The sequence below is a fragment of the Pseudomonas sp. R1-43-08 genome, assembly GCF_003852255.1.
Classification (GTDB): domain Bacteria; phylum Pseudomonadota; class Gammaproteobacteria; order Pseudomonadales; family Pseudomonadaceae; genus Aquipseudomonas.
In genome coordinates, this window is the sequence record NZ_CP027734.1 from 82,691 (window position 1) to 106,188 (window position 23,498).

General features: G+C 60.6%; 19 protein-coding genes and 2 pseudogenes. 12 read left to right on the plus strand and 9 right to left on the minus strand.

Annotated features, from left to right (window positions below; genetic code table 11):
* Positions 1-24 precede the first annotated feature (24 nt).
* Positions 25-2,820 (plus strand): DNA polymerase I, encoded by a 2,796-nt coding sequence (gene polA, locus C4J87_RS00400; protein ID WP_124365294.1) that lies wholly within the window; start codon positions 25-27, stop codon positions 2,818-2,820.
* 268 nt (positions 2,821-3,088) lie between these two features.
* Here the strand turns inward: polA and yihA are convergent, their stop codons facing one another.
* Complete coding sequence (gene yihA / locus C4J87_RS00405) at positions 3,089-3,730, minus strand: ribosome biogenesis GTP-binding protein YihA/YsxC (RefSeq protein WP_124360645.1); 642 nt, start codon at positions 3,728-3,730, stop codon at positions 3,089-3,091.
* A gap of 200 nt (positions 3,731-3,930) precedes the next feature.
* On the opposite strand from yihA, the pseudogene C4J87_RS26220 reads away from it, so the two are divergent.
* From C4J87_RS26220 to C4J87_RS00435, 6 genes and pseudogenes are all read left to right on the plus strand, one after another.
* Positions 3,931-4,143 (plus strand): annotated as a pseudogene (locus C4J87_RS26220) (cytochrome).
* Between the two features lie 33 nt (positions 4,144-4,176).
* Positions 4,177-4,788, plus strand: a complete 612-nt coding sequence (locus C4J87_RS00415; protein ID WP_124365295.1) for a cytochrome c4 — start codon at positions 4,177-4,179, stop codon at positions 4,786-4,788.
* Between the two features lie 168 nt (positions 4,789-4,956).
* Positions 4,957-5,592 carry a thiol:disulfide interchange protein DsbA gene (gene dsbA, locus C4J87_RS00420; RefSeq protein WP_124365296.1) on the plus strand — a complete coding sequence of 212 codons (636 nt, stop codon included), beginning with the start codon at positions 4,957-4,959 and terminating at the stop codon, positions 5,590-5,592.
* A gap of 10 nt (positions 5,593-5,602) precedes the next feature.
* Entirely contained in the window at positions 5,603-6,481 is an 879-nt protein-coding gene (locus C4J87_RS00425; RefSeq protein WP_124360648.1) for an endonuclease/exonuclease/phosphatase family protein, read from the plus strand.
* Entirely contained in the window at positions 6,478-8,523 is a 2,046-nt protein-coding gene (locus C4J87_RS00430; protein ID WP_124365297.1) for a GGDEF domain-containing protein, read from the plus strand. Before C4J87_RS00425 ends, C4J87_RS00430 begins: the two co-directional genes overlap by 4 nt.
* 88 nt (positions 8,524-8,611) lie before the next feature.
* Positions 8,612-9,388 carry an N-acetylmuramoyl-L-alanine amidase gene (locus C4J87_RS00435; RefSeq protein WP_124365298.1) on the plus strand — a complete coding sequence of 259 codons (777 nt, stop codon included), beginning with the start codon at positions 8,612-8,614 and terminating at the stop codon, positions 9,386-9,388.
* Between the two features lie 58 nt (positions 9,389-9,446).
* Here the strand turns inward: C4J87_RS00435 and C4J87_RS00440 are convergent, their stop codons facing one another.
* Together C4J87_RS00440 and algB are read right to left on the minus strand one after the other, a co-directional pair.
* Positions 9,447-11,234 carry a KinB sensor domain-containing domain gene (locus C4J87_RS00440; protein ID WP_124365299.1) on the minus strand — a complete coding sequence of 596 codons (1,788 nt, stop codon included), beginning with the start codon at positions 11,232-11,234 and terminating at the stop codon, positions 9,447-9,449.
* A gap of 10 nt (positions 11,235-11,244) precedes the next feature.
* Positions 11,245-12,591 carry a sigma-54-dependent response regulator transcription factor AlgB gene (gene algB / locus C4J87_RS00445; protein WP_124360652.1) on the minus strand — a complete coding sequence of 449 codons (1,347 nt, stop codon included), beginning with the start codon at positions 12,589-12,591 and terminating at the stop codon, positions 11,245-11,247.
* A 399-nt stretch (positions 12,592-12,990) separates the two neighbouring features.
* Here algB and C4J87_RS00450 point away from each other — a divergent pair, with 399 nt between their 5' ends.
* From C4J87_RS00450 to C4J87_RS00470, 5 genes are all read left to right on the plus strand, one after another.
* The gene (locus tag C4J87_RS00450; RefSeq protein WP_124360653.1) at positions 12,991-13,275 is read left to right on the plus strand and encodes a hypothetical protein; all 285 of its coding nucleotides are present in this window, start codon (positions 12,991-12,993) and stop codon (positions 13,273-13,275) included.
* Positions 13,276-13,353: 78 nt separating this feature from the next.
* A complete protein-coding gene (locus tag C4J87_RS00455; RefSeq protein ID WP_003170804.1) occupies positions 13,354-13,518 on the plus strand; it encodes a DUF1328 domain-containing protein in 165 nt (54 codons plus the stop codon).
* A 2-nt stretch (positions 13,519-13,520) separates the two neighbouring features.
* Positions 13,521-13,988, plus strand: a complete 468-nt coding sequence (locus C4J87_RS00460; protein WP_124365300.1) for an inhibitor of vertebrate lysozyme family protein — start codon at positions 13,521-13,523, stop codon at positions 13,986-13,988.
* 715 nt (positions 13,989-14,703) lie between these two features.
* Positions 14,704-16,035 (plus strand): glutamate/aspartate:proton symporter GltP, encoded by a 1,332-nt coding sequence (gene gltP, locus C4J87_RS00465; protein ID WP_124360655.1) that lies wholly within the window; start codon positions 14,704-14,706, stop codon positions 16,033-16,035.
* A 98-nt stretch (positions 16,036-16,133) separates the two neighbouring features.
* The gene (locus tag C4J87_RS00470) at positions 16,134-17,363 is read left to right on the plus strand and encodes a nucleoside recognition domain-containing protein (protein ID WP_048721443.1); all 1,230 of its coding nucleotides are present in this window, start codon (positions 16,134-16,136) and stop codon (positions 17,361-17,363) included.
* A gap of 96 nt (positions 17,364-17,459) precedes the next feature.
* Here the strand turns inward: C4J87_RS00470 and C4J87_RS00475 are convergent.
* From C4J87_RS00475 to C4J87_RS00500, 6 genes and pseudogenes are all read right to left on the minus strand, one after another.
* Positions 17,460-18,070, minus strand: a pseudogene (locus tag C4J87_RS00475) (ABC-type transport auxiliary lipoprotein family protein).
* On the minus strand, positions 18,067-19,005 hold the full coding sequence (locus C4J87_RS00480) for an MlaD family protein (RefSeq protein ID WP_124365301.1): 939 nt from the start codon (positions 19,003-19,005) through the stop codon (positions 18,067-18,069). The pseudogene C4J87_RS00475 and the gene C4J87_RS00480 overlap by 4 nt, the downstream one beginning before the upstream one ends.
* A 1-nt stretch (position 19,006) precedes the next feature.
* Positions 19,007-19,810, minus strand: a complete 804-nt coding sequence (locus C4J87_RS00485) for an ABC transporter ATP-binding protein (protein WP_124365302.1) — start codon at positions 19,808-19,810, stop codon at positions 19,007-19,009.
* Positions 19,807-20,955 (minus strand): ABC transporter permease, encoded by a 1,149-nt coding sequence (locus tag C4J87_RS00490; protein ID WP_124365303.1) that lies wholly within the window; start codon positions 20,953-20,955, stop codon positions 19,807-19,809. The genes C4J87_RS00485 and C4J87_RS00490 overlap by 4 nt, the downstream gene beginning before the upstream one ends.
* Before the next feature lie 54 nt (positions 20,956-21,009).
* Positions 21,010-22,041: a DUF5924 family protein gene (locus C4J87_RS00495; RefSeq protein ID WP_124365304.1), complete on the minus strand. Its 1,032-nt coding sequence runs from the start codon at positions 22,039-22,041 to the stop codon at positions 21,010-21,012.
* A gap of 70 nt (positions 22,042-22,111) precedes the next feature.
* Complete coding sequence (locus tag C4J87_RS00500; RefSeq protein WP_124365305.1) at positions 22,112-23,494, minus strand: pitrilysin family protein; 1,383 nt, start codon at positions 23,492-23,494, stop codon at positions 22,112-22,114.
* Between the last annotated feature and the right edge of the window lie 4 nt (positions 23,495-23,498).

Here is a 23,498-nt window from a genome sequence, read left to right on the forward strand (position 1 = left end):
CCGCCGAAAAGGTTGATCCTGCTCATGAGCCAAGCGCCCCTCGTCCTGGTGGACGGTTCTTCTTATCTGTACCGCGCCTTCCACGCGCTGCCACCGCTGACCACCTCCAAAGGCCTGCCCACCGGCGCGGTCAAGGGCGTGTTGAATATGCTCAAGAGCCTGCGCAAGCAGTACCCGAACAGCCCGTTCGCCGTGGTGTTCGACGCCAAGGGCGGAACCTTTCGCGATGAGATGTTCGCCGAATACAAGGCCAACCGCCCGAGCATGCCCGATGACATGCGCCTGCAGATCGAGCCGTTGCACCACAGCGTGATCGCCCTCGGCTTCCCGCTGCTGTGCGTCGAAGGCGTCGAGGCCGATGACGTGATCGGCACCCTGGCTCGCAGCAGTGCGGCCGCTGACCGTCCCGTGGTGATCTCCACCGGTGACAAGGACATGGCGCAGCTGGTGGACGGGCACATTACCTTGGTCAACACCATGACCGGTAGTTCGATGGACATCGAGGGCGTAAAGGAGAAATTCGGCGTCGCTCCGGAGCAGATCATCGATTATCTGGCGTTGATGGGCGATTCGTCCGACAACATCCCTGGCGTTCCCGGGATTGGTCCGAAGACCGCCTCCGGTTTGCTGGTGGGTGTGAACGGCGGTCTGAAAGAGCTGTATGAGCAGTTGGACATCGTGCCGACCCTGCCGATTCGTGGCGCCAAGACGCTGCCGGCGAAGTTGGAAGAGCACAAGGAGATGGCGTTCCTCTCTTATCAGCTGGCGACGATCAAGATCGACGTGCCCCTGGATATCGGCCTCGACGACCTGCACCTGATCGAGCCGGATCGCGAAAAACTGCTTGAGCTGTACACGCTGCTTGAATTCAAGAGCTGGTACGAAGAGATCCAGCGCGATACCAAGCGTGTCGAGCTCAAGACGGCGAACGAGGTTGCGCCCGTCGCTGAAGCGTCGGTTGAGGCGGTGATAGCGGTGCCGGTGGAGTCGGTTTACACCACCATTCTGGACCAGGCCACATTCGATCTGTGGCTGAAGAAGCTCAACGACGCGCCGTTGTTTGCCTTCGATACCGAAACCACCGGGATCGACGCCCAGCAGGCCCAGTTGGTTGGGCTTTCGTTCGCGGTGCAGCCCCATGAAGCAGCCTATATTCCGCTGACCCATGCCTACACTGGTGCGCCGGATCAATTGGACCGTGACACCGTGCTGCTGGCCTTGAAGCCGTTGCTGGAAGATCCGACCAAGCTCAAGGTCGGCCAGCACGCCAAGTTCGACATGAATATCCTGGCCAACTGCGCTATCGGCGGTGACCCTGCGCAGGGCATCACCGTGCGTGGCATCGCCTTCGATACCATGCTCGAATCCTACGTGCTGAACTCCACCGCGACCCGCCATGACATGGACAGCCTGGCGAAGAAATACCTGGACCACGACACCGTCAGCTTCCAGGACATCGCCGGCAGGGGCGCCAAGCAGCTGACATTCGACCAGATCGCCCTTGAGCAAGCCGGCCCGTATGCGGCCGAAGATGCCGACGTGACGTTGCGCCTGCACCAGAAGCTGCACGCGCAGTTGGCGGCGATCCCGAGCCTGGCCAGTGTGCTGACGGATATCGAGATGCCGTTGGTGCCGGTGCTGGCGCGTATCGAGCGTCAGGGCGCGCTGGTGGACAAGGCATTGCTGGGCATCCAGAGCATCGAGCTGGGCAACAAGATGGTCGAGCTGGAGCGCCAGGCATTCGAGATCGCCGGTGAGGAATTCAACCTGGGTTCACCCAAGCAGCTCGGGGCGATTCTCTACGAGAAACTCGGGATGCCGGTGTTGAAGAAGACCGGCAAGGGCCAGGCATCCACGGCTGAAGAAGTGCTGGCCAAACTGGCCGAGGATGATTTTCCGTTGCCCAAGGTGCTCATGCAGTACCGCAGCATGAGCAAGCTGAAAAGCACCTATACCGACCGCCTGCCGGAACAGATCAACCCGCGTACCGGGCGTATTCATACGTCTTACCATCAGGCGGTGGCGGCGACCGGGCGTTTGTCCTCCAGCGATCCGAACCTGCAGAACATCCCGGTGCGCACCGCCGAGGGGCGACGCATTCGCCAGGCGTTTATCGCACCCAAAGGCTACAAGCTGCTGGCAGCGGACTATTCGCAGATCGAGCTGCGGATCATGGCGCACCTGTCGAAGGACGAAGGGTTGATGAACGCCTTTCGCAACGACCTGGACGTGCACACCGCCACAGCCGCCGAGGTATTCAAGGTTGAATTGGGCGAGGTCACCTCCAACCAGCGCCGCAGTGCCAAGGCGATCAACTTCGGCCTGATCTACGGCATGGGCGCCCAGAAGCTCGGCAAGGACATTGGCGTCGATACCAAGACCGCCAAGGCTTATATCGATGTGTACTTCGCACGCTATCCCGGCGTGCGCGAATACATGGAGCGCACCCGCGCCCAGGCGGCGGACCAGGGTTTTGTGGAAACCTTCTTCGGGCGGCGCCTGTACGTGCCGGATATCAACTCCAACAAGCCTCAGGAGCGCGCGGCGGCAGAGCGCACCGCGATCAACGCGCCCATGCAGGGCACGGCGGCGGACATCATCAAGAAAGCCATGGTGAAGGTGAACAATTGGCTGACCGAGTCGGGCCTGGACGCTAAGGTCATCCTTCAGGTGCATGACGAACTGGTACTGGAGGTGCGTGAGGATCTGATCCCGGAGGTCAGCCAGAGACTCCGCGAACACATGAGCGCTGCCGCGCAGTTGGACGTGCCCCTGGTGGTGGACGTGGGCGTTGGCGATAACTGGGACGAGGCCCATTGATTCTGCGGCTGCGCCATCACCGCGCGTGATGGCACGGCGCTTTAGATCGGAAACTGCCGTCAGTTATTTCCAAGAGTTTTTTGAACCCGCCGGAACTTAACCTGTGAACCGTCACTCAGAGTTACTGAATGGGTGGTGAAGCCCTTCAATGCTCCTATGTTGTGTTAAGTGTTGGCAGATATCTGGACCCCGCCCTAGCGGTCCGGACCTTGGACCCCGAACTTCCCTCCCCATACGAAGTCCGGGGTTTTTTTTGCCCGCGCAAAAGTTACTCGGCGATCTCAGCGCCTTTGTCCGCCAATTCCATCCAGCCGGCCAGTACAGTGTAGGCGTCTTCCAGGCCCATGCGCTTTGGCGCGGAGAACAGTTGGATGCTGATTGCGTCGCCCCAACCCTTACGGATCTCGGTCTGCACTTTGAGCAGGGTGTTCTTGGCTGCGCCGTAGGTCAGCTTGTCGGCCTTGGTCAGCAGGATATGCATCGGCATGCCGCTGGCGACCGCCCAGTCGAGCATCAACAGGTCGAAATCGGTCATTGGATGACGGATGTCCATCATCAGGATCAACCCCTTCAAACTCTCCCGGCCACCCAGGTAAGCCTCCAGGTGACGCTGCCAATGCAGCTTCAATGGGATAGGGACTTTTGCATAACCGTAGCCCGGCAGGTCGACCAGACGCCGATCATCGTCTAGCTTGAAGAAGTTGAGCAGCTGCGTGCGACCCGGGGTTTTCGAGGTGCGTGCCAGGCTGGCGTGGGTCAGGGTGTTCAGTGCGCTGGACTTACCGGCGTTGGAACGGCCTGCGAAGGCGACTTCAAAGCCTTCGTCATCGGGGCATTGGTCCACTTTGGCGGCGCTGAGCATGAAGGTGGACTGTTGGCACAGGCCGAGGATGGGATTCTTGAGTTGCATGAGATTTCCGATGTGGGCGGTGCCGAAAAAGGGTGCGGCAAGCGGTGTCGTTTCCGTTTCAGTAGCGCCAGTATATAATGCCGCAGATTTTGTGTGTGCTTTGTCCCAGCGAAGGATGAAGTTCACGGGAGCGAAAGACCTTCATTGCGCATTAGAACGCAAAACGCTCTCAAACCCTGAACAGGTCGATGTATGACCTGATGGTGACTCGCTTCGGTGTCCTGATCGCGCGTTAAAGCGCCCAGGCTACACAGGAACCGCAAGCGCTGTACAACCGAGTTTGCGTGGTCATGTCGGTGTAACGCATGACCCGGGGTTTCAAGGCAATGCCGCCGCGTGGTTTGTGCAAGGACTGCAGTACTGAGGATTACCAGGCCATCATTGAGTTGATGGTGAGTAAACCCGGTAGATAACTCTTAAACCCTTAGCCGTAGTTGGATTAGCTGATGAACAAACTGATCGTGAGTCTGCTGTTGACCTTGGGCATCACCGGTGTTGCCCATGCTGCAGGCGACGCTACCGCGGGGCAGGCGAAAGCCGCCGTGTGTGGTGCTTGCCATGGACCGGACGGTAACAGCCCGGCACCGAACTTCCCCAAACTCGCCGGCCAGGGTGAACGTTACCTGACCAAGCAGATGCACGACATCAAGGATGGCAAGCGCGTGGTGCTGGAAATGACCGGCTTGCTGGCCAACTCCAGCGATCAGGACATGGCTGACATCGCGGCGTATTTTGCCAGTCAGAAAGGCAGCGTGGGAGCTGCCGATCCGAAACTGGTCGCCCGTGGCGAGAAGCTGTTTCGTGGCGGCGACCTGGACAAAGGCCTGCCCGCCTGCACCGGCTGCCATTCGCCCAATGGCGCAGGCAACGCCCCGGCAGGCTTCCCGCACCTGAGCGGCCAGCACGCCACTTACATCGCCAAGCAGTTGACCGACTTCCGCAAGGAAGAAGCCGGCCGCGCCAACGATGGCGACGCAATGACCATGCGCACCATCGCCCGTAAACTGAGTGACGAAGACATTGCGGCAGTCTCCAGTTACATCCAAGGCTTGCACTGACAGCCTGCAACGTTAACGCTCGATTAATCCATCGATGCAAGCATAAAAAGGGTGGCTACGGCCGCCCTTTTTTGTGGCGGCTGCCGTTACACTAACGAACTCATGTCCGCGTAGACCTGTCACACCTAAAGGTCGCGTGAGGCGACCGTATTTGTCCAGGAGTAAAGCATGCGTAATCTGATCCTCAGCGCCGCCCTCGTTACTGCCAGTCTCTTCGGCATGACCGCACAAGCTGCCGACGTGCCGCTTGAAGCCGGTAAAACCTATGTAGAACTGGCTAACCCGGTGCCAGTTTCGGTACCCGGCAAGATCGAAGTGGTGGAGCTGTTCTGGTACGGTTGCCCGCATTGCTACGCCTTTGAGCCGACCATCAACCCTTGGGCCGAGAAGCTGCCGAAGGACGTGAACTTCAAGCGCATTCCGGCCATGTTCGGCGGCCCATGGGATGCCCACGGCCAACTGTTCCTGACCCTGGAAGCCATGGGTGTGGAGCATAAGGTCCATAACGCGGTATTCAACGCGATCCAGAAAGAAGGCAAGCGCCTGACCAAGCCAGACGAAATGGCTGACTTCGTTGCTACCCAAGGCGTCGATAAAGACAAGTTCCTGGCCACTTTCAACTCCTTTGCCATCCAGGGCCAGATCAAACAGGCCAGAGAACTCGCGCAGAAGTATGGCGTGCAAGGCGTACCGACCCTGATCGTCAACGGCAAGTACCGTTTTGACCTGGGCAGTACCGGTGGCCCTGAAGAGACGCTCAATGTCGCTGACCAGCTGATCGCCAAAGAGCGCGCAGCCAAGTAAGGGGCTCGCCATGCGCCGCTGGGGTACCGAACGCGTTGTAGGCCTGCATGATCCGCGGGTCAACGAACATCATCTGGAATCCACAGGCCTGCCGGCAGACAGCCGCCTGCGGCTGCTCAGTTTCAATATCCAGGTGGGTAACAGCACCGAGAAATATCGGCACTACCTCACGCGGGGCTGGCAGCATTTGCTGCCGCACAAAGGGCGCACCGGCAATCTGCAAAAAATCGGCGACCTGCTCAGCGACTTCGACCTGGTCGCCCTGCAGGAAGCCGACGGCGGGAGCCTGCGCTCCGGCTACATCAACCAGGTGGAACACCTTGCCCAGCTCGGCGCCTTCCCCTACTGGTACCAGCAACTCAATCGCAACCTCGGGCGCCTGGCGCAGCACAGCAATGGCGTGCTCAGCCGCTTGAAGCCGACCGTCATCGAGGATCACCCGTTGCCGGGCCCCAAAGGGCGAGGTGCGATCCTTGTGCGTTTTGGCGAAGGTCCGGAAGCGTTGGTGGTGGTGATGATGCACCTGGCCCTCGGCGGGCGTACGCGCAACCTTCAGTTGGCCTACGTGCGCGACTTGATCGGCAACTACAAGCACCAGGTGCTGATGGGTGACATGAACACCCATGCCAACGACCTGCTGCAGAATTCCCCGCTGCGCGACCTCGGCCTGCTGGCGCCGCAGGTCGAAGCCACGTTTCCCAGCTGGCGTCCGCAGCGCTGTCTGGACCATATCCTGCTCAGCCCGAGCCTCACACTGGAAAGTGTGCAGGTGCTGGCGCAGCCCATTTCCGATCACCTGCCGGTCGCGGTAGAGATTCGTCTGCCGGGTTCGCTTACGGCTGATGCATTACCCGCGTTGAGCCCAGGCCCTCGCGGACCTCTTGCATGAGCGACGACGCCCAGCGCTGGAAAGAGAAATACCTTAAAAGCATCGAGCAACAAGACAAGCTCGAACGCCGCTGGGCCGCCCGCCTCGACCTGCTACGCCGAGGGCTGGTGCGCAGCACGCTGGCGGCCGAAGGCACTGACCGTGCTGTCGATCAATGCATGAAGGAAATGCGCGATGTGGTGCGCACCGACGACATGGACGCTGCCCTGGCTGCCCTGCTGCCGCGTCTGGAAAAGGCCGTGCTGGATTCCGAGCAGCGCCGCGAAACGCGGGTTGACCAGATCAGTTCCGCCCTCACCGCCCTGGTCGCGCAGTTGCAGAAACTGCCGCTGCCCCGTGAGGTGTCGCGCCCGCTGAAGACCTTCGCGAAACAGCTCGACGCTCGGGTGGGGCAGGCGCGGGAAATTCCGCTGCTGCTCAGCGAGTTGAGCAACCTGCAAGAGCAGGCGCTGCAAAACCTGGAGCCAGAGGGTGAAACCCCACGCTCCGGGCCCGGTTTGTTGCAACGCTTGTTTGGTGCCAAAGAGGTCTCCAATGACACCTCTGCGCCTGAGCCCGAGGTGCTCCCTGCGGCAAAATCCGTTGCGCCCAAACCTGGCCCTGAGCCTGCGGAACCGGCCCAGTCCGAAGAACTGACACAAGCCTTGCGCGCGTTTGCACCGTTGCCACAAACAGTGACGGCCGCCGAGCCTGAGGCCGTTGCACCGGTCAAAGAGCCTGTGCCTGCCGGCGCAACGTTTGAGTTCGAGGCGCCTGCTCAAACGTCACCCGTGTCCACGCCTGACAAAACCCCCGAGCCTGCGGTGCCGCCTGAGGAAGCCGCTCCCGAAAGCGCACTTGCTGCCTTTATCGAAGAGCCCCAAGACTCAGTCGACACGCCTGAAGAAACCCTCCTCGGCAGCCTTTCCCTCCCGCCCGTATGGGATACCGCAGAGCCTGATCCCGATGCAGTGCAATCGGAGGGGCTCTACGCGCTGCCCGATTCGCCCGAGCCGTCCTACAGCTCGGTTGCCCAGCACATTGAAAACACCTTGCTCGGCCTGCTGGAAGACCTGTCCCTGCCCGAGCGCCACCGGCCTCAGGCCGAAGCAATGCGCGAACGCCTTGCCCATGGCTTGAACTGGTACGAACTGCTGCCGATCCTCGACGACCTGGCGGTGCTGATGTTGGCTGTCACCGACAGCGGCCAGCATGAGTTCGAGGCTTACCTTAAACAGCTCAACGAACGCCTTGAGGCATTCCAGGGCCATCTGCAGGTTGCCAGCGAAGGTCACGCCGACAGTCGCTCCGCTGCGCGCCAGTTGGACACGCAGATTCGCGAGCAAGTGGACGGCCTGCAAAGCAGCGTGCAGGAAGCTGCCGATCTGGACAGCCTCAAGCAACTGCTGGAGAGCCACCTTGAAGGCTTGCTCGGCACCATGGACGAACACCGCCAGCAGCGCGACCAACGCGAACAGGAAGTGGCCGCACGCCTCCAGGGCCTGGCGGAGCGGGTGGCGAACATGGAGCAGGAAGCCCAGGGCTATCGTGAGCATTTGGAAATACAGCGCCAGAAGGCGCTGATCGATCCACTCACCGGCCTGCCCAACCGCGCAGCCTGGAGTGAGCGCCTGGATCAGGAGGTCAATGCCTGGCATCAACGTGGCAACAGTCTGTCACTGGCCATGCTGGACCTGGACCACTTCAAGCGCATCAACGACGGCTACGGCCACTTGGCCGGCGATAGAGTGCTGAAGATCATTGCCAGTGTGCTGCGCAAGCGCCTGCGGCCGACCGATTTTATTGCGCGCTTCGGCGGCGAAGAATTTGTGTTGTTGATGCCCGACTCAGCCTTGGCGGATGCCCTGGCCGTGGGTGAAGGGTTGCGGGCGGCCATCGAGGCTTGCCCGTTTCACTTCAAGGGCGTGCCGGTAACCATCACGGTATCCATGGGGGTCGCGCAGTTTCAACCAGGCGAGCGCAGTGACCTGGCGCTCAAGCGCGCAGATGAGGCGCTTTACAGGGCGAAGGCAGCGGGACGTAACCAGGTGCAGGCGGCGTAAAAGATGTTCCATTTTGTAATTTCGCCGCCTGGGATTTGACGTTACGTTACACTGTTGCATTATCGTCCTCTGCGTAATGCCTTCTGCCATGAAATCTCTCTTTATTGCTTTTGCCGTTCTTGTGCTCGCCGGTTGCTCCAGCGGCCCGCGCCTGAACACCAGCCATCCTTCGGTTAATCACGACAACCGTGTGCAGTTCGTTGTGGTGCATTACACCTCGGCCAACCTTGAGCGCTCCCTGGCGTTATTGACCCATGGTCAGGTCAGCAGCCATTACCTGATCGGCGATGACGCTTCAGGCACCCTCTACAAGCTGGTTGATGAAAGCCAGCGTGCCTGGCACGCAGGGGAAAGTGAATGGATGGGGCGCACCTGGCTCAATTCCAGCTCCATCGGCATCGAGATCGTCAACCCAGGCTATAGCGACACCCCGACCGGTCGGGTGTGGTACCCGTACTCCGAAGCGCAGGTGAAATCACTGGTGGTGTTGCTCAAGGACATCAGCAAGCGTAACGGGATCGCCCCCAAGAACATCATTGGGCACAGCGACATCGCCCCGCTGCGCAAGCTGGACCCTGGCCCGTTGTTCCCTTGGAAGCGTCTGGCCGATGAAGGCCTGGGGATTTGGCCGGATGCCCAGGCGGTGGCTCGATTCCAGGCGCAGTACGCCACGCAACTGCCAAGCATCAGTTGGTTCCAGCAAGAACTGGCCCGTCTGGGTTACCAGACCCCACAGACCGGCGAGTTGGATGTGGCCACGCGTCATGTAATCGCCGCGTTCCAGATGCATTTCCGTCCATCGCTGTTTGACGGAACGCCGGATGCGGAAAGTGCGGCGATCCTGCATGCCTTGAACCAGCGCTGAAATGGCTGGCAAGTTTTTGTGGCAAGGCAGCAAGCACCCTCGCCACAAAAGCGCGCGCCTACAGAGGCAAGGCCATATAGAACTGTGTGCCCTGCCCCGGCCGTGAGTACACACCCATGCGGCCGCCGTGCAATTGCACGATCTCCTTGCACAGCGCCAGCCCCAGGCCGGCGCCGCCTTTTTTGCGCCCCACCTGCACGAAAGGTTCGAAGATGCGTCCTTGCTGGCCGTACGCAATGCCTTCGCCGTTGTCCTCGACGCTGATAATTACCCGCTCACCATGACGCCGAGCCTGCAAGCGAATCTGCCCTCTCTCGGCCGTGTGTCGCATGGCGTTACCCAGCAGGTTGTCGAGCACGCGCTCCAGTTGTGCCTGGTCGGCATACAGGCGAGGCAGGTCAGATTGCACCTCCACCATCAGTTCAATACCTTGCGCGCCCGCCGGCTCGGCGAATCGAGCGCGGGCATGCTCGAGCAGGTCAGTCACATCGCATGGCCCCAGCGTGAGTTTCTGCAGGCCGTTCTGATAGCGCGAGAAGTTGAGCAAATCGTTGATCAACTGCATCAGCCGCTGCATTTCTTCATTGACCGTATCCAGCAGGTCCGCTTCGCGTGACTCCGCCGGGAACTTGGCCCGCTCGCGGAACAGTCCGAAGGCCATATGCATGCCGGTCACCGGTGTTCGCAGCTCGTGGGAGGCGCGCAATACGAACTCGCTGCGCACCCGCTCAAAGGCCCGCTGCTCGGTGACATCATGCAGCACCATCACCGCGCCCAGAATGTGCCCCTGTGTATGGCTGACCGGGGTCAGGCTGTACGTCAGCAGGCGCAGCTCGCCTTCGACCTCTACCTCCAGATCCTCCGGCGCCCGTTCCAGGTTGCCGCCGCGCAGCACCAAGTGCAGCTGTTCATCCATTTCCGGACGACCCAGCGCTTCGCCCAGGCCCTGGCCGAGGCGCGCTTCGTCCCAACCCAGCTGGCGTTGCGCCACAGGGTTGAGGTGCTCGAGATGGCCCTGGCGATCAATCATCAGCAAGCCGTCGTCAATGCTGTCGAGTACTGCTTGCAAGCGCTGCTGGCCGGCGAGCAGCTCATCGACATTGGTGGCCTGATGTTGGCGCAATGCCTCGGCCATGATGCCGAAGCGACGGGTCAGCTGGTTCATTTCCGCCGCCGACGATATCGGCAATGTCACTTCGAAATCGCCTTGCCCGATTTTGTCGGCAGCCTTGGCCAGCGCTTCGATTGGCCCGCCGAATCGCCGGGCAATGCCATGCGCGGTCACAAAACCGATGATCAGCACCGCAAGGCCTACCAGCCCCAATAAGCTGGCAATCAACAGCGCCCGTTCGCGGGATCTATGCTCGCTCGTGCTGATATTTTCCAGCGCCTGTTTGTGGTGAACGATTAGCCCATTGCGCAGGGTATTGAAGGTTTCAGTGAGCTTTTCCTTGCTGCCCGGTACAGGTGGGTTCTGCTGGAATTCGTCAAATGCCTGCAGCAGGTGCTGGTAGTCGTCGCGTGCCTGACTGAAACCGTGGGTCAGTCCGTCACGCTGTTCATGGGCGATGCCCTGGTCCAGCAGGTCGAAGTATTGCTGCTTGGAAGCTTGCAGGGCAGTCGGATCAGGGCGCTTTTCGAGCATCATCATCAGTTGATCGCCCAAGCTCTGGCGCAACTTGAGACCCAGCTCCAGGGTGACGAAGTTGCTGCGAATCAACGATTCCTGGGTCTTGGCCATCTGCATCACGCTGACCAGGCCCAGGACCAGCCCCAGCAGGGCCACGGTGATCAGCGCTGAGATGCTCAGAAATAGTCGAGTACGCAGTTTCATCGCGAGCTTCATGAGGTACAGCTCATAGGTTGTACTGTTTACGTTTGCGATACAGCGTCGACGCATCGATGCCAAGGGTGCGAGCGGCCTGGTCCAGCGTATCGCTGGTGGCGAGGACGGCGCCGATATGGGCTTTCTCCAGCTCGTCCAGGCTCAGTGCCGCACCAATGCGCGGTGCGTTGTTGGTCGGTTGCTCGGCCATGCCAAGGTGGCTGATCTCGACCTTTTCCTGAGGGCAGATGATGCTGGCGCGTTCCACCACGTTGCGCAGCTCCCGGATGTTGCCGGGCCAACGGTAGTTGAGCAGTGCTTCGCGTGCCTGATCGCTGAAGCCGCGAGCCGGGCGGGCATACTCCTTGACGAAGCGCGCCAGGAACCGGTCGGCCAGGGCGAGGATGTCTTCACTGCGTTCGCGTAGCGGCGGCAGGTGGAGGGTGATGACGTTGAGGCGATACAGCAGGTCTTCACGGAAGCGGCCGTCGCGCACCATGTCTTCCAGGTTGAGGTTGGTGGCGGCGAGGATGCGCACGTCAGCGCGACGGGTAACCGGGTCGCCGACACGCTCGTATTCCTTGTCCTGAATGAAACGCAGCAGTTTTGGCTGCAAAGTGAGCGGAAAATCGCCGATCTCGTCAAGAAACAAGGTGCCGCCGTCCGCCTGGTTAACGCGGCCCAACGTGCTTTCGCTGGCACCGGTAAAGGCGCCGCGGCTGTGGCCGAACAATTCGCTTTCCATCAGTTCTGCGGTCAACGAGGGGCAGTTGATGGTTACGCAGGATTTCTTCGAGCGTTTGCTCCAGCCGTGAATGGCCCGCGCCAACTCGCCTTTACCGGTGCCCGACTCGCCGAGAATCAAAATATTGGCGTCGGTCCCTGCCACTTGGCGTGCGGTTTCCAGTACCACCATCATCGCCGGGCTGTGGGAGTCGAGACCGTCCTTGGATTGGCGTACCGCGCCTTCCAGCGCTTCCAGGCGTGCCGACAGCTGGCGCACTTCCAATTGCTTGGCAGTGGCCAGGCGCAACTGGTCCGGGCTGCACGGTTTGACCAAGTAATCGGCGGCGCCGGCTTGAATGGCGTCTACTGCGGTGTCCACGGCGGAGTGGGCTGTCACGATCACGACCCGCATCCATGGCGCCTGGACACGCATCTGGGCCAATACATCCAGGCCATTGTCTTCGCCCAGGCGCAAATCCAGGAAGCACAGATCGAACACTTGGCGTTGCATCAAGGCATCGGCTTGGGCCGCGCTGTTGGCGGTGGCAACGGTGTAGCCTTCATCTTCCAGGCAATAACGGAAGGTACGGAGGATCGCGGACTCGTCATCCACTAAAAGAATGCGGCCTTGAAGTTCCTTGGCTGATTCCATCTGTCCCGCGCTCCTAACTATGAATGTTGGTGTTTAGTCCCGGAATAATCGGGCAAGTTGCATGGTTTATTCTGATCGATAAAAGGCAACGTCGCGCAGCTATCTGCATACCTTCCTACGCGCCCCGCTAAAGCCCCGCGCTAGTGGCGTTTTCATATCTTCTCGCCGCTTCGGCAATCCTGCAGCTACTTTCGCTCCTTCGACCCGACCACTGGCCATCGTGCATTTCGCACGGCCCTACAGGGGGCATCGTGCAGGATGCTGTGGGGCGTGCGTTTAAATAATTTATATATTATTGATTTTAAAGGGTTTTATTTTGTAATAAACCTGGCATGCGCTCTGCAATAGGTAATGCATAGAGCGTCATGAACGAATAATCAGAATGCGGGAGAAAGCAGTATGACTCGCCAAAGCCTAAGCCAATTGCGTGTATCGCCACTGCATCTGCAGCAAGGCCTGTTCGCCAGCCTGGCGTTGATGGTCACGCTGATCGCCGGCCAGCAGATGCAGCATTGGCAGCAGAGTCAGCAGCCGACTGCGCAGTTCGAGCGTCCCGTCATGACCCAGACCCACTTCCGTTCCGTCGCCAGCACGGCTGTCGATGTAACCGCCCCGCAACTGAGAGTGGCAGACCAGGATTCCACCCTGAGCGAACTGCCGGTCCAGGAACGCTGGGTGTTCTAAGCAACAAAACGTCGCTCATGCCGAGCGGTCGCATGGCATCACTGCTGTTACCTCTATGAAAGCTTAAGGAGAATCACCATGTTGAGTTGGGCAATCACATTTCTGATCATCGCCATTGTGGCTGCAGTCCTGGGCTTCGGTGGTATCGCGGGCACCGCCACGGGTATCGCCAAGATTCTGTTCGTGGTGTTCCTGGTGATGTTCATCGCTTCGTTCTTCTTTGGTCGTCGCGGCCGAGGCTGAATATGACCACTTTGTCCCTTAAAGCCATTGCCGCTGCCGTACTGTTGGGCGGCAGTGGCCTGGTGATGGCCGCCAACGACGGCCAATCCCGGGCCAACGAATTGCTCAGCACGGATGCGCAGTACCGTGAAACCTGGCAAGGCGTAGTGAAGAAAGAAGAGCGCCTGCCGGAATGGGTGATGAACCTGTCGGGTACGGCTGAGCAGATGAACGCTGTCGAAGAGGATGGCGACAAGTATCTGGTAGGGCCGCTGTGTGAAACGGCAGATACCTGCCTGAACAAGCGCCTGATCGTCGCCTTCAGCCTCGATAAGGAAGATGCCTACGCGATGTTGGTGGAAGTCCCGGCAGGTCTGCCGAAGGACAAGTCCCCAACACGCCACGCCGATTACCGTTTTCTCGGTAAGCCGGACGAAGGCATGAAAAAGCTGCTGATGGAGCAGCTGAAGAAAGATCCGAATTGGTACTAGGTTCCGTCTCACGGAGCCGGCGTCCATAGAAAGAAGCCAGTTCGCTTCTTTCTGTTTGCATCGCTCGCCAAGGGCGATGCATGACCAGGGGGCCGGGTTGCTCTGATCGATCAGGATCGGCGCGACCTACGGGTACAGGGAGTGCCTGCGCAAGGGCCGGGTCAGGCGAAAAGCTGCGACGCAAGTTCACAAGTCCTCAAGCTTGCTGAACTTGCGGCGGGCTTATGCTGTTCATCGTTCGCGCGTCATGCCGCCCATAGCCGACATTCATCGTTTTTCCTCCCGCCAACCATTACCTTGTGTGTCGGCGCGACCATCTATCGAGAAAACTTTGCTGACGCTATAGGCAGTTTCTTACGCCAGGCTGCGGATTTTCCAAGCATTTTCAGCAAACCCCTCTAGCCATTCGGTATCTCTGTGCATACCGGAATTGGCAGCTTCACGGCAGGTTCACCCGCTTGAATGGCGCATTCGAACTGACCGTTCAGACAATTATTTTCAAGAATAGCCATGCCGATTCGGCATAGGGTAGGCGTTTACGGCATTAGACGTCGCTCCCTTGCATGGGAATAGTTGCGGCTTTTTTCGCCTGCCAGTAAGCCATTTCGGCCACGCTGCGGTGACCTTCCATGGAGGCAGATGCACACACTTTTTCGCTTTCGAGCGGTCCAGCTGGCGCATTTGCCTTAAGTTCACTTGAAGTAAGGGTAATGACATGAAGAAGGCAAAGCTAAGCCTCGCCTGGCAGATCCTCATCGGTTTGGTACTGGGGATCGCGATCGGCGCAGTGCTCAACCATTTCAGTGCTGAAAAGGCCTGGTGGATCAGCAACGTGCTGCAGCCGGCGGGCGATATCTTTATCCGCCTGATCAAGATGATCGTCATCCCAATCGTGATTTCCTCGCTGATCGTGGGCATTGCTGGCGTTGGTGACGCGAAAAAGCTCGGTCGCATCGGCGTCAAAACCATCCTCTACTTTGAAGTCGTCACCACCATCGCCATTGTGGTCGGCCTGTTGCTGGCCAACCTGTTCCATCCGGGCGCGGGCATCGACATGAGTACCCTGGGTACCGTCGACATCTCCAAGTACCAGGCAACCGCCGCCGAGGTGCAGCATGAGCATGCGTTCATCGAGACCATTCTCAACCTGATCCCGTCGAACATCTTCGCTGCCGTTGCGCGCGGCGAGATGCTGCCGATCATTTTCTTCTCCGTGCTGTTCGGCCTGGGCTTGTCGAGCCTCAAGCCGGAACTGCGCGAGCCGTTGGTGACCATGTTCCAGGGCGTGTCCGAGAGCATGTTCAAAGTCACTCACATGATCATGAAGTACGCCCCTATCGGTGTATTTGCCCTGATCGCGGTAACGGTCGCTAACTTCGGCTTCGCCTCGCTGCTGCCGTTGGCCAAGCTGGTGATCCTGGTGTACGTCGCGATTCTGTTCTTCGCGTTTGCGGTGCTGGGCATGATCGCCCGCCTGTTTGGTTTCTCGATCCTCAAGCTGATGCGCATCTTCAAGGATGAGCTGGTGCTGGCCTACTCCACCGCCAGCTCTGAAACCGTGCTGCCGCGCGTGATCGAGAAGATGGAAGCCTACGGCGCGCCGAAGGCGATCTGCAGCTTCGTGGTGCCGACGGGTTACTCGTTCAACCTCGACGGTTCGACCCTGTACCAGAGCATCGCTGCAATCTTCATCGCGCAGCTGTACGGCATCGACCTGTCGATCGGCCAGCAACTGATGCTGGTCCTGACCCTGATGGTCACCTCCAAAGGTATTGCCGGTGTGCCGGGTGTGTCCTTCGTTGTGTTGCTGGCGACCCTGGGCAGTGTGGGCATCCCATTGGAAGGCCTGGCGTTTATCGCGGGTGTCGACCGTGTGATGGACATGGCGCGTACCGCGCTGAACGTGATCGGCAACGCTTTGGCCGTGCTGGTTATCTCGCGCTGGGAAGGCATGTACGACGATGCCAAGGGCGAGCGCTACTGGAATTCGCTGCCGCACTGGCGCAGCAAAGAAGCGCTGCCGGCCGGCGAGATCACGCGCGGCTGATCGCGCGATTGCGCTGACACAAACCCCGGATAATTCCGGGGTTTGTCGTTTCTGCCAGCCCCGCTATCATTCGCCCCAACTTTCGGGGGAGTTAACTGATGCTCAATGGCCTGTGGCTTGGCTTCTTTGTCGTGGCAATGGTGTCAGCACTGGCGCAATGGCTGGTGGGCGGTAACGCCGGGATTTTCGCGGCGATGGTGGAAAGCATTTTCGCCATGGCCAAATTGTCGGTGGAGGTCATGGTGCTGCTGTTCGGCACCTTGACGTTGTGGCTGGGTTTTCTGCGTATCGCCGAAAAAGCCGGGATCGTCGATTGGCTGGCCAAGGCCCTGGGCCCGCTGTTTCGCCGCCTGATGCCGGAAGTGCCCGCCGGCCACCCAGCCATCGGCCTGATCACCCTCAACTTCGCCGCCAACGGCCTGGGCCTGGACAACGCCGCCACGCCTATCGGCCTGAAAGCCATGAAGGCGCTGCAGGAACTCAACCCTATCCCCAACACGGCAAGCAACGCGCAGATCCTGTTTCTGGTGCTCAATGCGTCCTCGCTGACGCTGTTGCCCGTGACCATCTTCATGTACCGCGCCCAGCAAGGCGCTGCCGACCCGACGCTGGTGTTCCTGCCAATCCTGCTGGCCACGAGCGCGTCGACCCTGGTCGGCCTGCTGTCGGTGGCGGTCATGCAGCGCCTGCGCTTGTGGGACCCGGTCGTGCTGGCCTATCTGATTCCCGGCGCGTTGGTGTTGGGTGGCTTCATGGCGCTGCTGGCGACTTTGTCCGCGACCGCACTGGCCGGCTTGTCGTCGATCCTGGGCAACCTCACCCTGTTTGGCTTGATCATGCTGTTCCTGGTGATCGGCGCGTTACGCAAGGTCAAGGTGTATGAGGCCTTCGTCGAAGGCGCCAAGGAAGGCTTTGACGTTGCCAAGAACCTGTTGCCCTATCTGGTGGCGATGCTCTGTGCGGTGGGTGTGTTACGTGCGTCCGGCGCGCTGGACTTCGGCCTGGAAGGGATTCGCCACCTGGTGGCCTGGACCGGCATGGACACCCGCTTTGTCGACGCGCTGCCGACCGCGATGGTCAAGCCGTTCTCCGGCAGCGCGGCGCGGGCGATGCTGATCGAGACCATGCAGACCCAGGGTGTAGACAGCTTCCCGGCGTTGGTGGCGGCGACGATCCAGGGCAGTACCGAGACCACGTTTTATGTGTTGGCGGTGTACTTTGGTTCGGTGGGTATCCAACGGGCGCGGCATGCGGTGGGGTGTGCGTTGCTGGCAGAATTCGCCGGAGTCGTTGCGGCTATTGCGGTGTGTTACTGGTTCTTTGGTTGAGGCTTAGATAGCTATCGGGGGCAAGCCCCCTCCCACATTTAGATCTGTGAATACATTCAAAAAACTGTGGGAGGGGGCTTGCCCCCGATGTGGCCCTCAGCGTTTCGCAACGCTATTGCCTTGTGCGACCACCCAATCCACCACCTGTCTGTTCAACCTATCCCCGCCTGCCCAAACCCAGCCACCACCGCCGGCACCTGGGTATCGCTCACTGGCTGGCGCACTTCAAACCGGCGACTGGCAATGATGCGCTGATCACTGCCGCGCACCAGCCGCGCATCCAGGCGAATCACCACGTCCACGGCCTTGCCGTGATATTCACTCTGAAACACCTGCAACTGGCCGCCGAGCTCATAGTCGGCTTGCAGGTTGGTTTCGTCGGTACTCAACAGCGTCACCCGGCCGTCACGCTGGAAGCCATCCAGCAGGCGATTACGCAACAGCACCGGCGCCGGATCGCTCCAGCGCGAGTTCGCATAGCTGCTGATCAAATCGCCATTGGGCACCACCGCAATGCGCGGGCTGTCGAGAAATTCGCTGGTCTGTGGCTTGGTCACGCGCAGTGACCAGCTTACTGGTGCGCCTTGGCTGACGGGCTGGGCCGAAGCCAGGCGGTACACGTCGGACGGGTCCGGCTTGGGCAGGATCGAGCACGCGCTCATCAGCGCGAAGGCTGCCGGGGCGATCATTCGGTAAGCACGCTTCATGGCGTGAACTCCTTGTTCTTGTCACTGCCCAGCAGGTAACCGCTGGGGTTGGCTTCGAGGCGGCGCGAGATGGCGCGCAACGAGCCGAGGGTTTCGCGCAGTTCGCGCACGGCCGGTGCCAGCTCATTGAGGCCCTGCAGGCCGCTGTTCACCGAGTCCTTGTTGTTGGCCAGCAACGTGTTGAGGGTGGCGGTGCTTTGCTCAAGAGACTTCATCGCCTGCTCCGCGCTGCCAAAGGCTTGCTTGCCTTGATCATTGAGCAAGCCGTTGGCGTTGCGCATCAGCGCCGTGGTCTGCTCCAACGCACCGCCGGCCTGTTTGCTCACTTGCAGCAATTGCTGCATCACCACTTTGATGTCGCCGCGCTGGTCGGCGATGGCGCCAGTGGTTTGCTGCAGGTTGTCCAGGGTCGTGCTCAAGCGTTCGACGTTTTCCCGGGAGAACAGCTGGTTGGCGTTATGCAGCAGCAGGTTGATGCTGGTCATCAGATCGTTGCTGTTATTGAGCAGACGTGCGATGGGCGATGGTGACGCGATGATTTCCGGCAGGTTGCCATCCTTGCCCTTGAGTTCCGGGCTTTGCGGGGTGCCGCCGCTGAGCTGGATGATCGAGGTGCCAGTAATGCCGGTCAGGGCCAGCTTGGCCTGGGTGTCTTCCTTGATCGGCGTTTGCCCGGCCAGGCGGATGCGCGCCAGCACGCGGCGTGGGTCCTTGGGGTCCAGGCGCAGGCTGGTGACATCGCCCACCTTGATCCCGCTGTACTGCACCGAACTGCCTTGGGACAGGCCGCTGACCGCTTCGTTGAACACCACCTCGTAATCGCGGAAAGCACTGTCGACGCTGGATTTGGCCAGCCACAGGCCGAACAGCATCGCGCCGACCACCACAATTACGCTGAACAATCCGATCATCACATGATGGGCTCGGGTTTCCATGTCATACCTCGTTGAGCGATTGAGCGGCATCCAATGCCGCGCGGCCTCGGGGGCCGTGGAAATATTCGTGAATCCAGGCGTCGTCGGTTTCCGAGACAACATCAATGGCATCGGCCACCAGCACTTTCTTCTGCGCCAGCACCGCCACGCGGTCGGTGATGGTGTACAGCGTGTCGAGGTCGTGGGTCACCAGGAACACACTCAAGCCCAGCGCATCGCGCAGGGTCAGGATCAGTTGATCGAATTGCGCCGCGCCAATCGGGTCGAGGCCGGCGGTGGGTTCGTCGAGAAACAGGATGTCCGGATCCAGGGCCAGCGCGCGCGCCAGGGCGGCGCGCTTGATCATGCCGCCGGACAGCGACGCCGGGTATTTGTCGGCCGCCGACAACGGCAGCCCGGCCAGGGCCAGCTTGACCGCCGCCAAATGCTCGGCATCCGCACGGCTGAGCCCGGCGTGCTCGATCAACGGCAAGGCGACGTTCTCGGTGACGGTCAGCGAGGAAAACAACGCGCCCTTCTGGAACAGCACGCCGAAGCGCCGTTCCACCAATGAGCGTTCATGCTCGGGCAAGCTCGGCAGGTTCTTGCCGAACACCCGAACTTGCCCCTCGCTGGGCCGGCGCAGGCCGACGATGCTGCGCAGCAACACCGACTTGCCGCTGCCGGAGCCGCCGACCACCGCCAGGATTTCACCCTTGTACAAATCCAGGTCGAGGTTTTCGTGCACGCTCTGGCTGCCAAAGCGGTTGCACAGGCCGCGTACCTCAATCACCGCCTCAGTGGGCGCTCGATGTAGACGACTCACCAGCCCATCTCCATGAAAAACATGGCAGCGACCGCGTCCAGCACGATCACCACGAAAATCGATTGCACCACGCTGGAGGTGGTATGCGCGCCGACGGACTCGGCACTGCCGCTGACCTTGAACCCTTCCAGGCAACCAATTGCGGCGATCAGGAACGCGAAAATCGGCGCTTTCACCATGCCTACCAGGAAATGCTGCACGCCGATGTCCGATTGCAGCAGCGACAGAAACATCGCTGGCGAAATATCCAGGGCCACCGCACACACCACACCGCCGCCGACGATCCCTGAAAGCATCGCCAGGAAGGTCAGCATCGGCAGCGCCACCAGCAGCGCCAACACCCGTGGCAGCACCAGCAGCTCCATGGGGTCCAGGCCCAGAGTGCGGATCGCGTCAATTTCTTCGTTGGCTTTCATCGAGCCGATCTGTGCAGTAAAGGCACTGGCCGTGCGGCCGGCGATCAGGATGGCGGTGAGCAATACACCGAATTCGCGTAGGAAAGAGAACGCCACCAGGTCCACGGTGAATACCGTCGCGCCAAAGCTCTTGAGCACGGTGGCGCCGAGGAAGGCCACGACGGCACCGACCAAGAAGGTCAGCAGCGCGACGATCGGCGCGGCGTCGAGACCGGTCTGTTCGATATGCGCCACCATCGGCGTCAGGCGCCAGCGTTTAGGCCGCAAGATGCCGCGCACGAAGGTTTCGAGGATCAGGCCGATGAAGCCCAGCAGTTTCATCCCGTCTTGCCAGACGGTGTCCACGGCGCGGCCGATGCGCGCCAGCACCTGGATGCTGGTGCTCTCTTCCGGTTCTTTGAGCGGTACGCAAAAATCATTCAGCGAGCGGTAGACCGTCTTGAGCAGCGCCCGGTCGGCGGCGGACAGGCTGCAATCGGTCTGCTCGGCGGAATGTTCGATGCGGTCGGGGCCCAGCAGCTCCACCAGCAGCGAAGCACCGGCGGTATCCAGGGCGCCGAGGCCGTTAAGGTCGATGCGCGCGCCGGCGTCGTATCGGCCGTCGAGGGTGGCCGACAACTTCTTCAGGTTTGCATAGTGGGCAAGCGTCCAGTCACCGGTAATCCGCAGCAGCGGCGGTGTGCTAGACGTATCGAGTTGGGCCGCGCCGGCTGTCGTACGAGTGGTCATAAGCTCCGAGCTTGTTTGGCTATCCACAATTCCTACGTAATAGCATGATCGGGCCTACTCTGGGTTGTCCGTTTGTGCTGAGTCGGTGACGTTGAAGCGCAGCACGCCAATGACTTGGCCGTCTTCGGTCAGCACCCGCACCTGCCAGCGGCCTACCGAGTCCGGCGGGAAGTTCTGCTTGTGGGTCCAGGCGCGGTAGCCCTCCTTGCGGCCGCCATGGATATCCAGGGCAATGCGGTCGACTTCCTTGCCGTTGAATTTCCACACATGGTAGATCCGCTCATCCAGGCCGCGCGGGGCGTTGATGGCGGTGTAGGCGTACAGTCCGCCGCTGCGCAGTTGGGCGGCGCTGACCTGCTTGAGGTCGTCGCCCGGTGTGCGGTCTTGGAGCTGGGTGCTGATGGCCACTTCGGTCATCCACAGGGTGGCAGGTGGCACCCAGCTTCGCAGCAGCCAGCCGGCGCAGCCGATCGCGGCCGTGACCCCCAGCAGCATCGCCCAGCCCTTGATGCTGCGCAGCGGCAGGCTGACGGCCAGGCTCGGAATCGACAGGGCCATGGCCACGCCCAGGGCCAGCTTGTAACTCTCGGCAGTGGTCAGGTGCAGGATGATCGGCAGTGCGGTCAGCAGTGCGGCGAATAACGTCAGTGTATGCAAGGCGAGGAATAGGGAGCGCTTGGGCGCCAGCCACTTGTAGTACAGCGGGTCGATGATCGACACCAGCGCCGCCGCACCGAGCAGGCCGGTGAACACCGACTGGCCGCTGTTCCAGGCCGTGGTGACGAAAAAGAACGGCAGCACGAAAAACAGACTTTCCTGGTGGATCATCTGGGTGGCGTAGCGCAGCAGCGGTTCGGGTATTTCGCGGTTGAACAGTTTGGTAAACAGTTGCGTGAAGCTGTTTTCCAGCATCAGCCACAGCCAGCTCACCAGCATGATCACGGCGATCCAGCTGGCCATGCCCTGCTGGCGGTCCACCAGGATGAAGCTGCCCACACCCGATATGAAACCGCCGAGTGCGATCACCCCAGGGTAGCGTTTGATCAGTTCTATAACGCGCTGGATAAGGGGCGGTAAGTTCGGCATGGACGATTCACAATGTGTGTAGGAAAAATCCGAGACAGAATAACGTCTTAGTCCGTTGTTCGGTGCTTCATTACAGGGTCCGTTTGCGAGAAAACCGTAGCGCCGCCCCAGCCAGGATGATCAGTCCCAGCACACCCGCGCCGATCCAGCTCAGGGCGTTATAGCTCAACAACGGCTTTTCGACGCGCCAGTAGCCCGGCTGCTCCAACACCTGGCGCATGGCCTGATTGGTCTGCGCCAGGGTCACGGCCTTGATGCGTTTGGCCGGGTCGCCGAAGCGGCCATCGGCATATTCGCCGGCCGCGCTCCAATAATAGTCGGCCAACGCGCTGTTGCCCTGCACTGCCCAGGCCTGGCGGGCGATGGCGGCTTGCTGCAAGCGAGCGAACACCACCGGGTCGAGACCGTCCTTGAGCAGCTGCGCCTTGAGGTCTTGCAATACCTGTTCGGCTTGCTCGAGGTTTTCCCGTTCGAGGTCGGCGTTCAGGCTGAGGAAACCGACGCCGCCGAGCACTTCGCGTTCGGTCCACGGGCCGTAGGACAAACCGTGCCTGAGCCGCAGTTGGCGGTACAACGTCCAGTCGAGGTAGTCCTTGAGCAGGTCGTAGGTTTCATCATGCTGGTCGTCCAGCACCGGTTCCGGGAACAGCCAGTGCAGCTTGGCGTTGTCGCCGACCCAGCCGTGGATCAGGTCACGCTGGCTGGCAGCGGCATGCTGGATTTGCGGCAGCGGCCGGTGTTCGCTCGGCTCTACCGGGTCGAGTTGGCCATAGGTGCGTTCCAGGTAGGCCGGCAGCAGTTTGTCCAGATCGCCGACGACGATCAGGGTCATATTGTTCGGCGCGTACCAATTTTTGCGCAGCGCCTCCAACTGATCGCGCGCGAGGTGGCTGACCTCGGCGCGTTCGGCGCACTTGAGGCCCAGCTCGACGGCTAACTGGTTGCTGGCGTTGTGGCCGAGGTCCTGGCGGTCGAGCAGGCGTTGCAAGTGCGAGTAATGGCCGCCGTCCTCGCGCTCGACCACCTGCTTGGCAGCGTTGATATGGGCGTCGGTCAGTTGGGTGCGGGTGATGATTGCCAGCAGCAGGTCCAGCACCTTGCGCTGGTTCTGCGCGGGCGCCTCGATGACGAACGTGGTGTCGGCGTTGCTGGTGTAGGCGTTCCACTCGCCGCCCAGGGCTTGCATGCGGTCTTCGAGGTCGCCTTCGCCACCGCCGTCGATACCGCTGAACAGCAGATGCTCGAACAAATGCGGCAGTTCTTTCTGGTCGCAGCTGAAATCGTCCAGGCCCACGCCAACCACCAGGCGGATGGCCACATGCCCGCGCTCGGTGCCCGGTTTGAGCAACAGTTGCAGGCCGTTGGGCAAGGTGTAGCCCTCGACTTGCAGGCGGTCAAAGGCAAAGGTGTGTGCCGAGCCCAGCAGCAGGCAGGCGAGTAACAGGCGACGCATAACA

Excerpts from the sequence above, each read along its gene's own strand:
- polA (WP_124365294.1), top strand. The coding sequence starts at position 25 with ATGAGCCAAGCGCCCCTCGTCCTGGTGGACGGTTCTTCTTATCTGTAC.
- yihA (WP_124360645.1), bottom strand. The coding sequence starts at position 3,730 with ATGCAACTCAAGAATCCCATCCTCGGCCTGTGCCAACAGTCCACCTTC.
- C4J87_RS00415 (WP_124365295.1), top strand. The coding sequence starts at position 4,177 with ATGAACAAACTGATCGTGAGTCTGCTGTTGACCTTGGGCATCACCGGT.
- dsbA (WP_124365296.1), top strand. The coding sequence starts at position 4,957 with ATGCGTAATCTGATCCTCAGCGCCGCCCTCGTTACTGCCAGTCTCTTC.
- C4J87_RS00425 (WP_124360648.1), top strand. The coding sequence starts at position 5,603 with ATGCGCCGCTGGGGTACCGAACGCGTTGTAGGCCTGCATGATCCGCGG.
- C4J87_RS00430 (WP_124365297.1), top strand. The coding sequence starts at position 6,478 with ATGAGCGACGACGCCCAGCGCTGGAAAGAGAAATACCTTAAAAGCATC.
- C4J87_RS00435 (WP_124365298.1), top strand. The coding sequence starts at position 8,612 with ATGAAATCTCTCTTTATTGCTTTTGCCGTTCTTGTGCTCGCCGGTTGC.
- C4J87_RS00440 (WP_124365299.1), bottom strand. The coding sequence starts at position 11,234 with ATGAAGCTCGCGATGAAACTGCGTACTCGACTATTTCTGAGCATCTCA.
- algB (WP_124360652.1), bottom strand. The coding sequence starts at position 12,591 with ATGGAATCAGCCAAGGAACTTCAAGGCCGCATTCTTTTAGTGGATGAC.
- C4J87_RS00450 (WP_124360653.1), top strand. The coding sequence starts at position 12,991 with ATGACTCGCCAAAGCCTAAGCCAATTGCGTGTATCGCCACTGCATCTG.
- C4J87_RS00455 (WP_003170804.1), top strand. The coding sequence starts at position 13,354 with ATGTTGAGTTGGGCAATCACATTTCTGATCATCGCCATTGTGGCTGCA.
- C4J87_RS00460 (WP_124365300.1), top strand. The coding sequence starts at position 13,521 with ATGACCACTTTGTCCCTTAAAGCCATTGCCGCTGCCGTACTGTTGGGC.
- gltP (WP_124360655.1), top strand. The coding sequence starts at position 14,704 with ATGAAGAAGGCAAAGCTAAGCCTCGCCTGGCAGATCCTCATCGGTTTG.
- C4J87_RS00470 (WP_048721443.1), top strand. The coding sequence starts at position 16,134 with ATGCTCAATGGCCTGTGGCTTGGCTTCTTTGTCGTGGCAATGGTGTCA.
- C4J87_RS00480 (WP_124365301.1), bottom strand. The coding sequence starts at position 19,005 with ATGGAAACCCGAGCCCATCATGTGATGATCGGATTGTTCAGCGTAATT.
- C4J87_RS00490 (WP_124365303.1), bottom strand. The coding sequence starts at position 20,955 with ATGACCACTCGTACGACAGCCGGCGCGGCCCAACTCGATACGTCTAGC.
- C4J87_RS00495 (WP_124365304.1), bottom strand. The coding sequence starts at position 22,041 with ATGCCGAACTTACCGCCCCTTATCCAGCGCGTTATAGAACTGATCAAA.
- C4J87_RS00500 (WP_124365305.1), bottom strand. The coding sequence starts at position 23,494 with ATGCGTCGCCTGTTACTCGCCTGCCTGCTGCTGGGCTCGGCACACACC.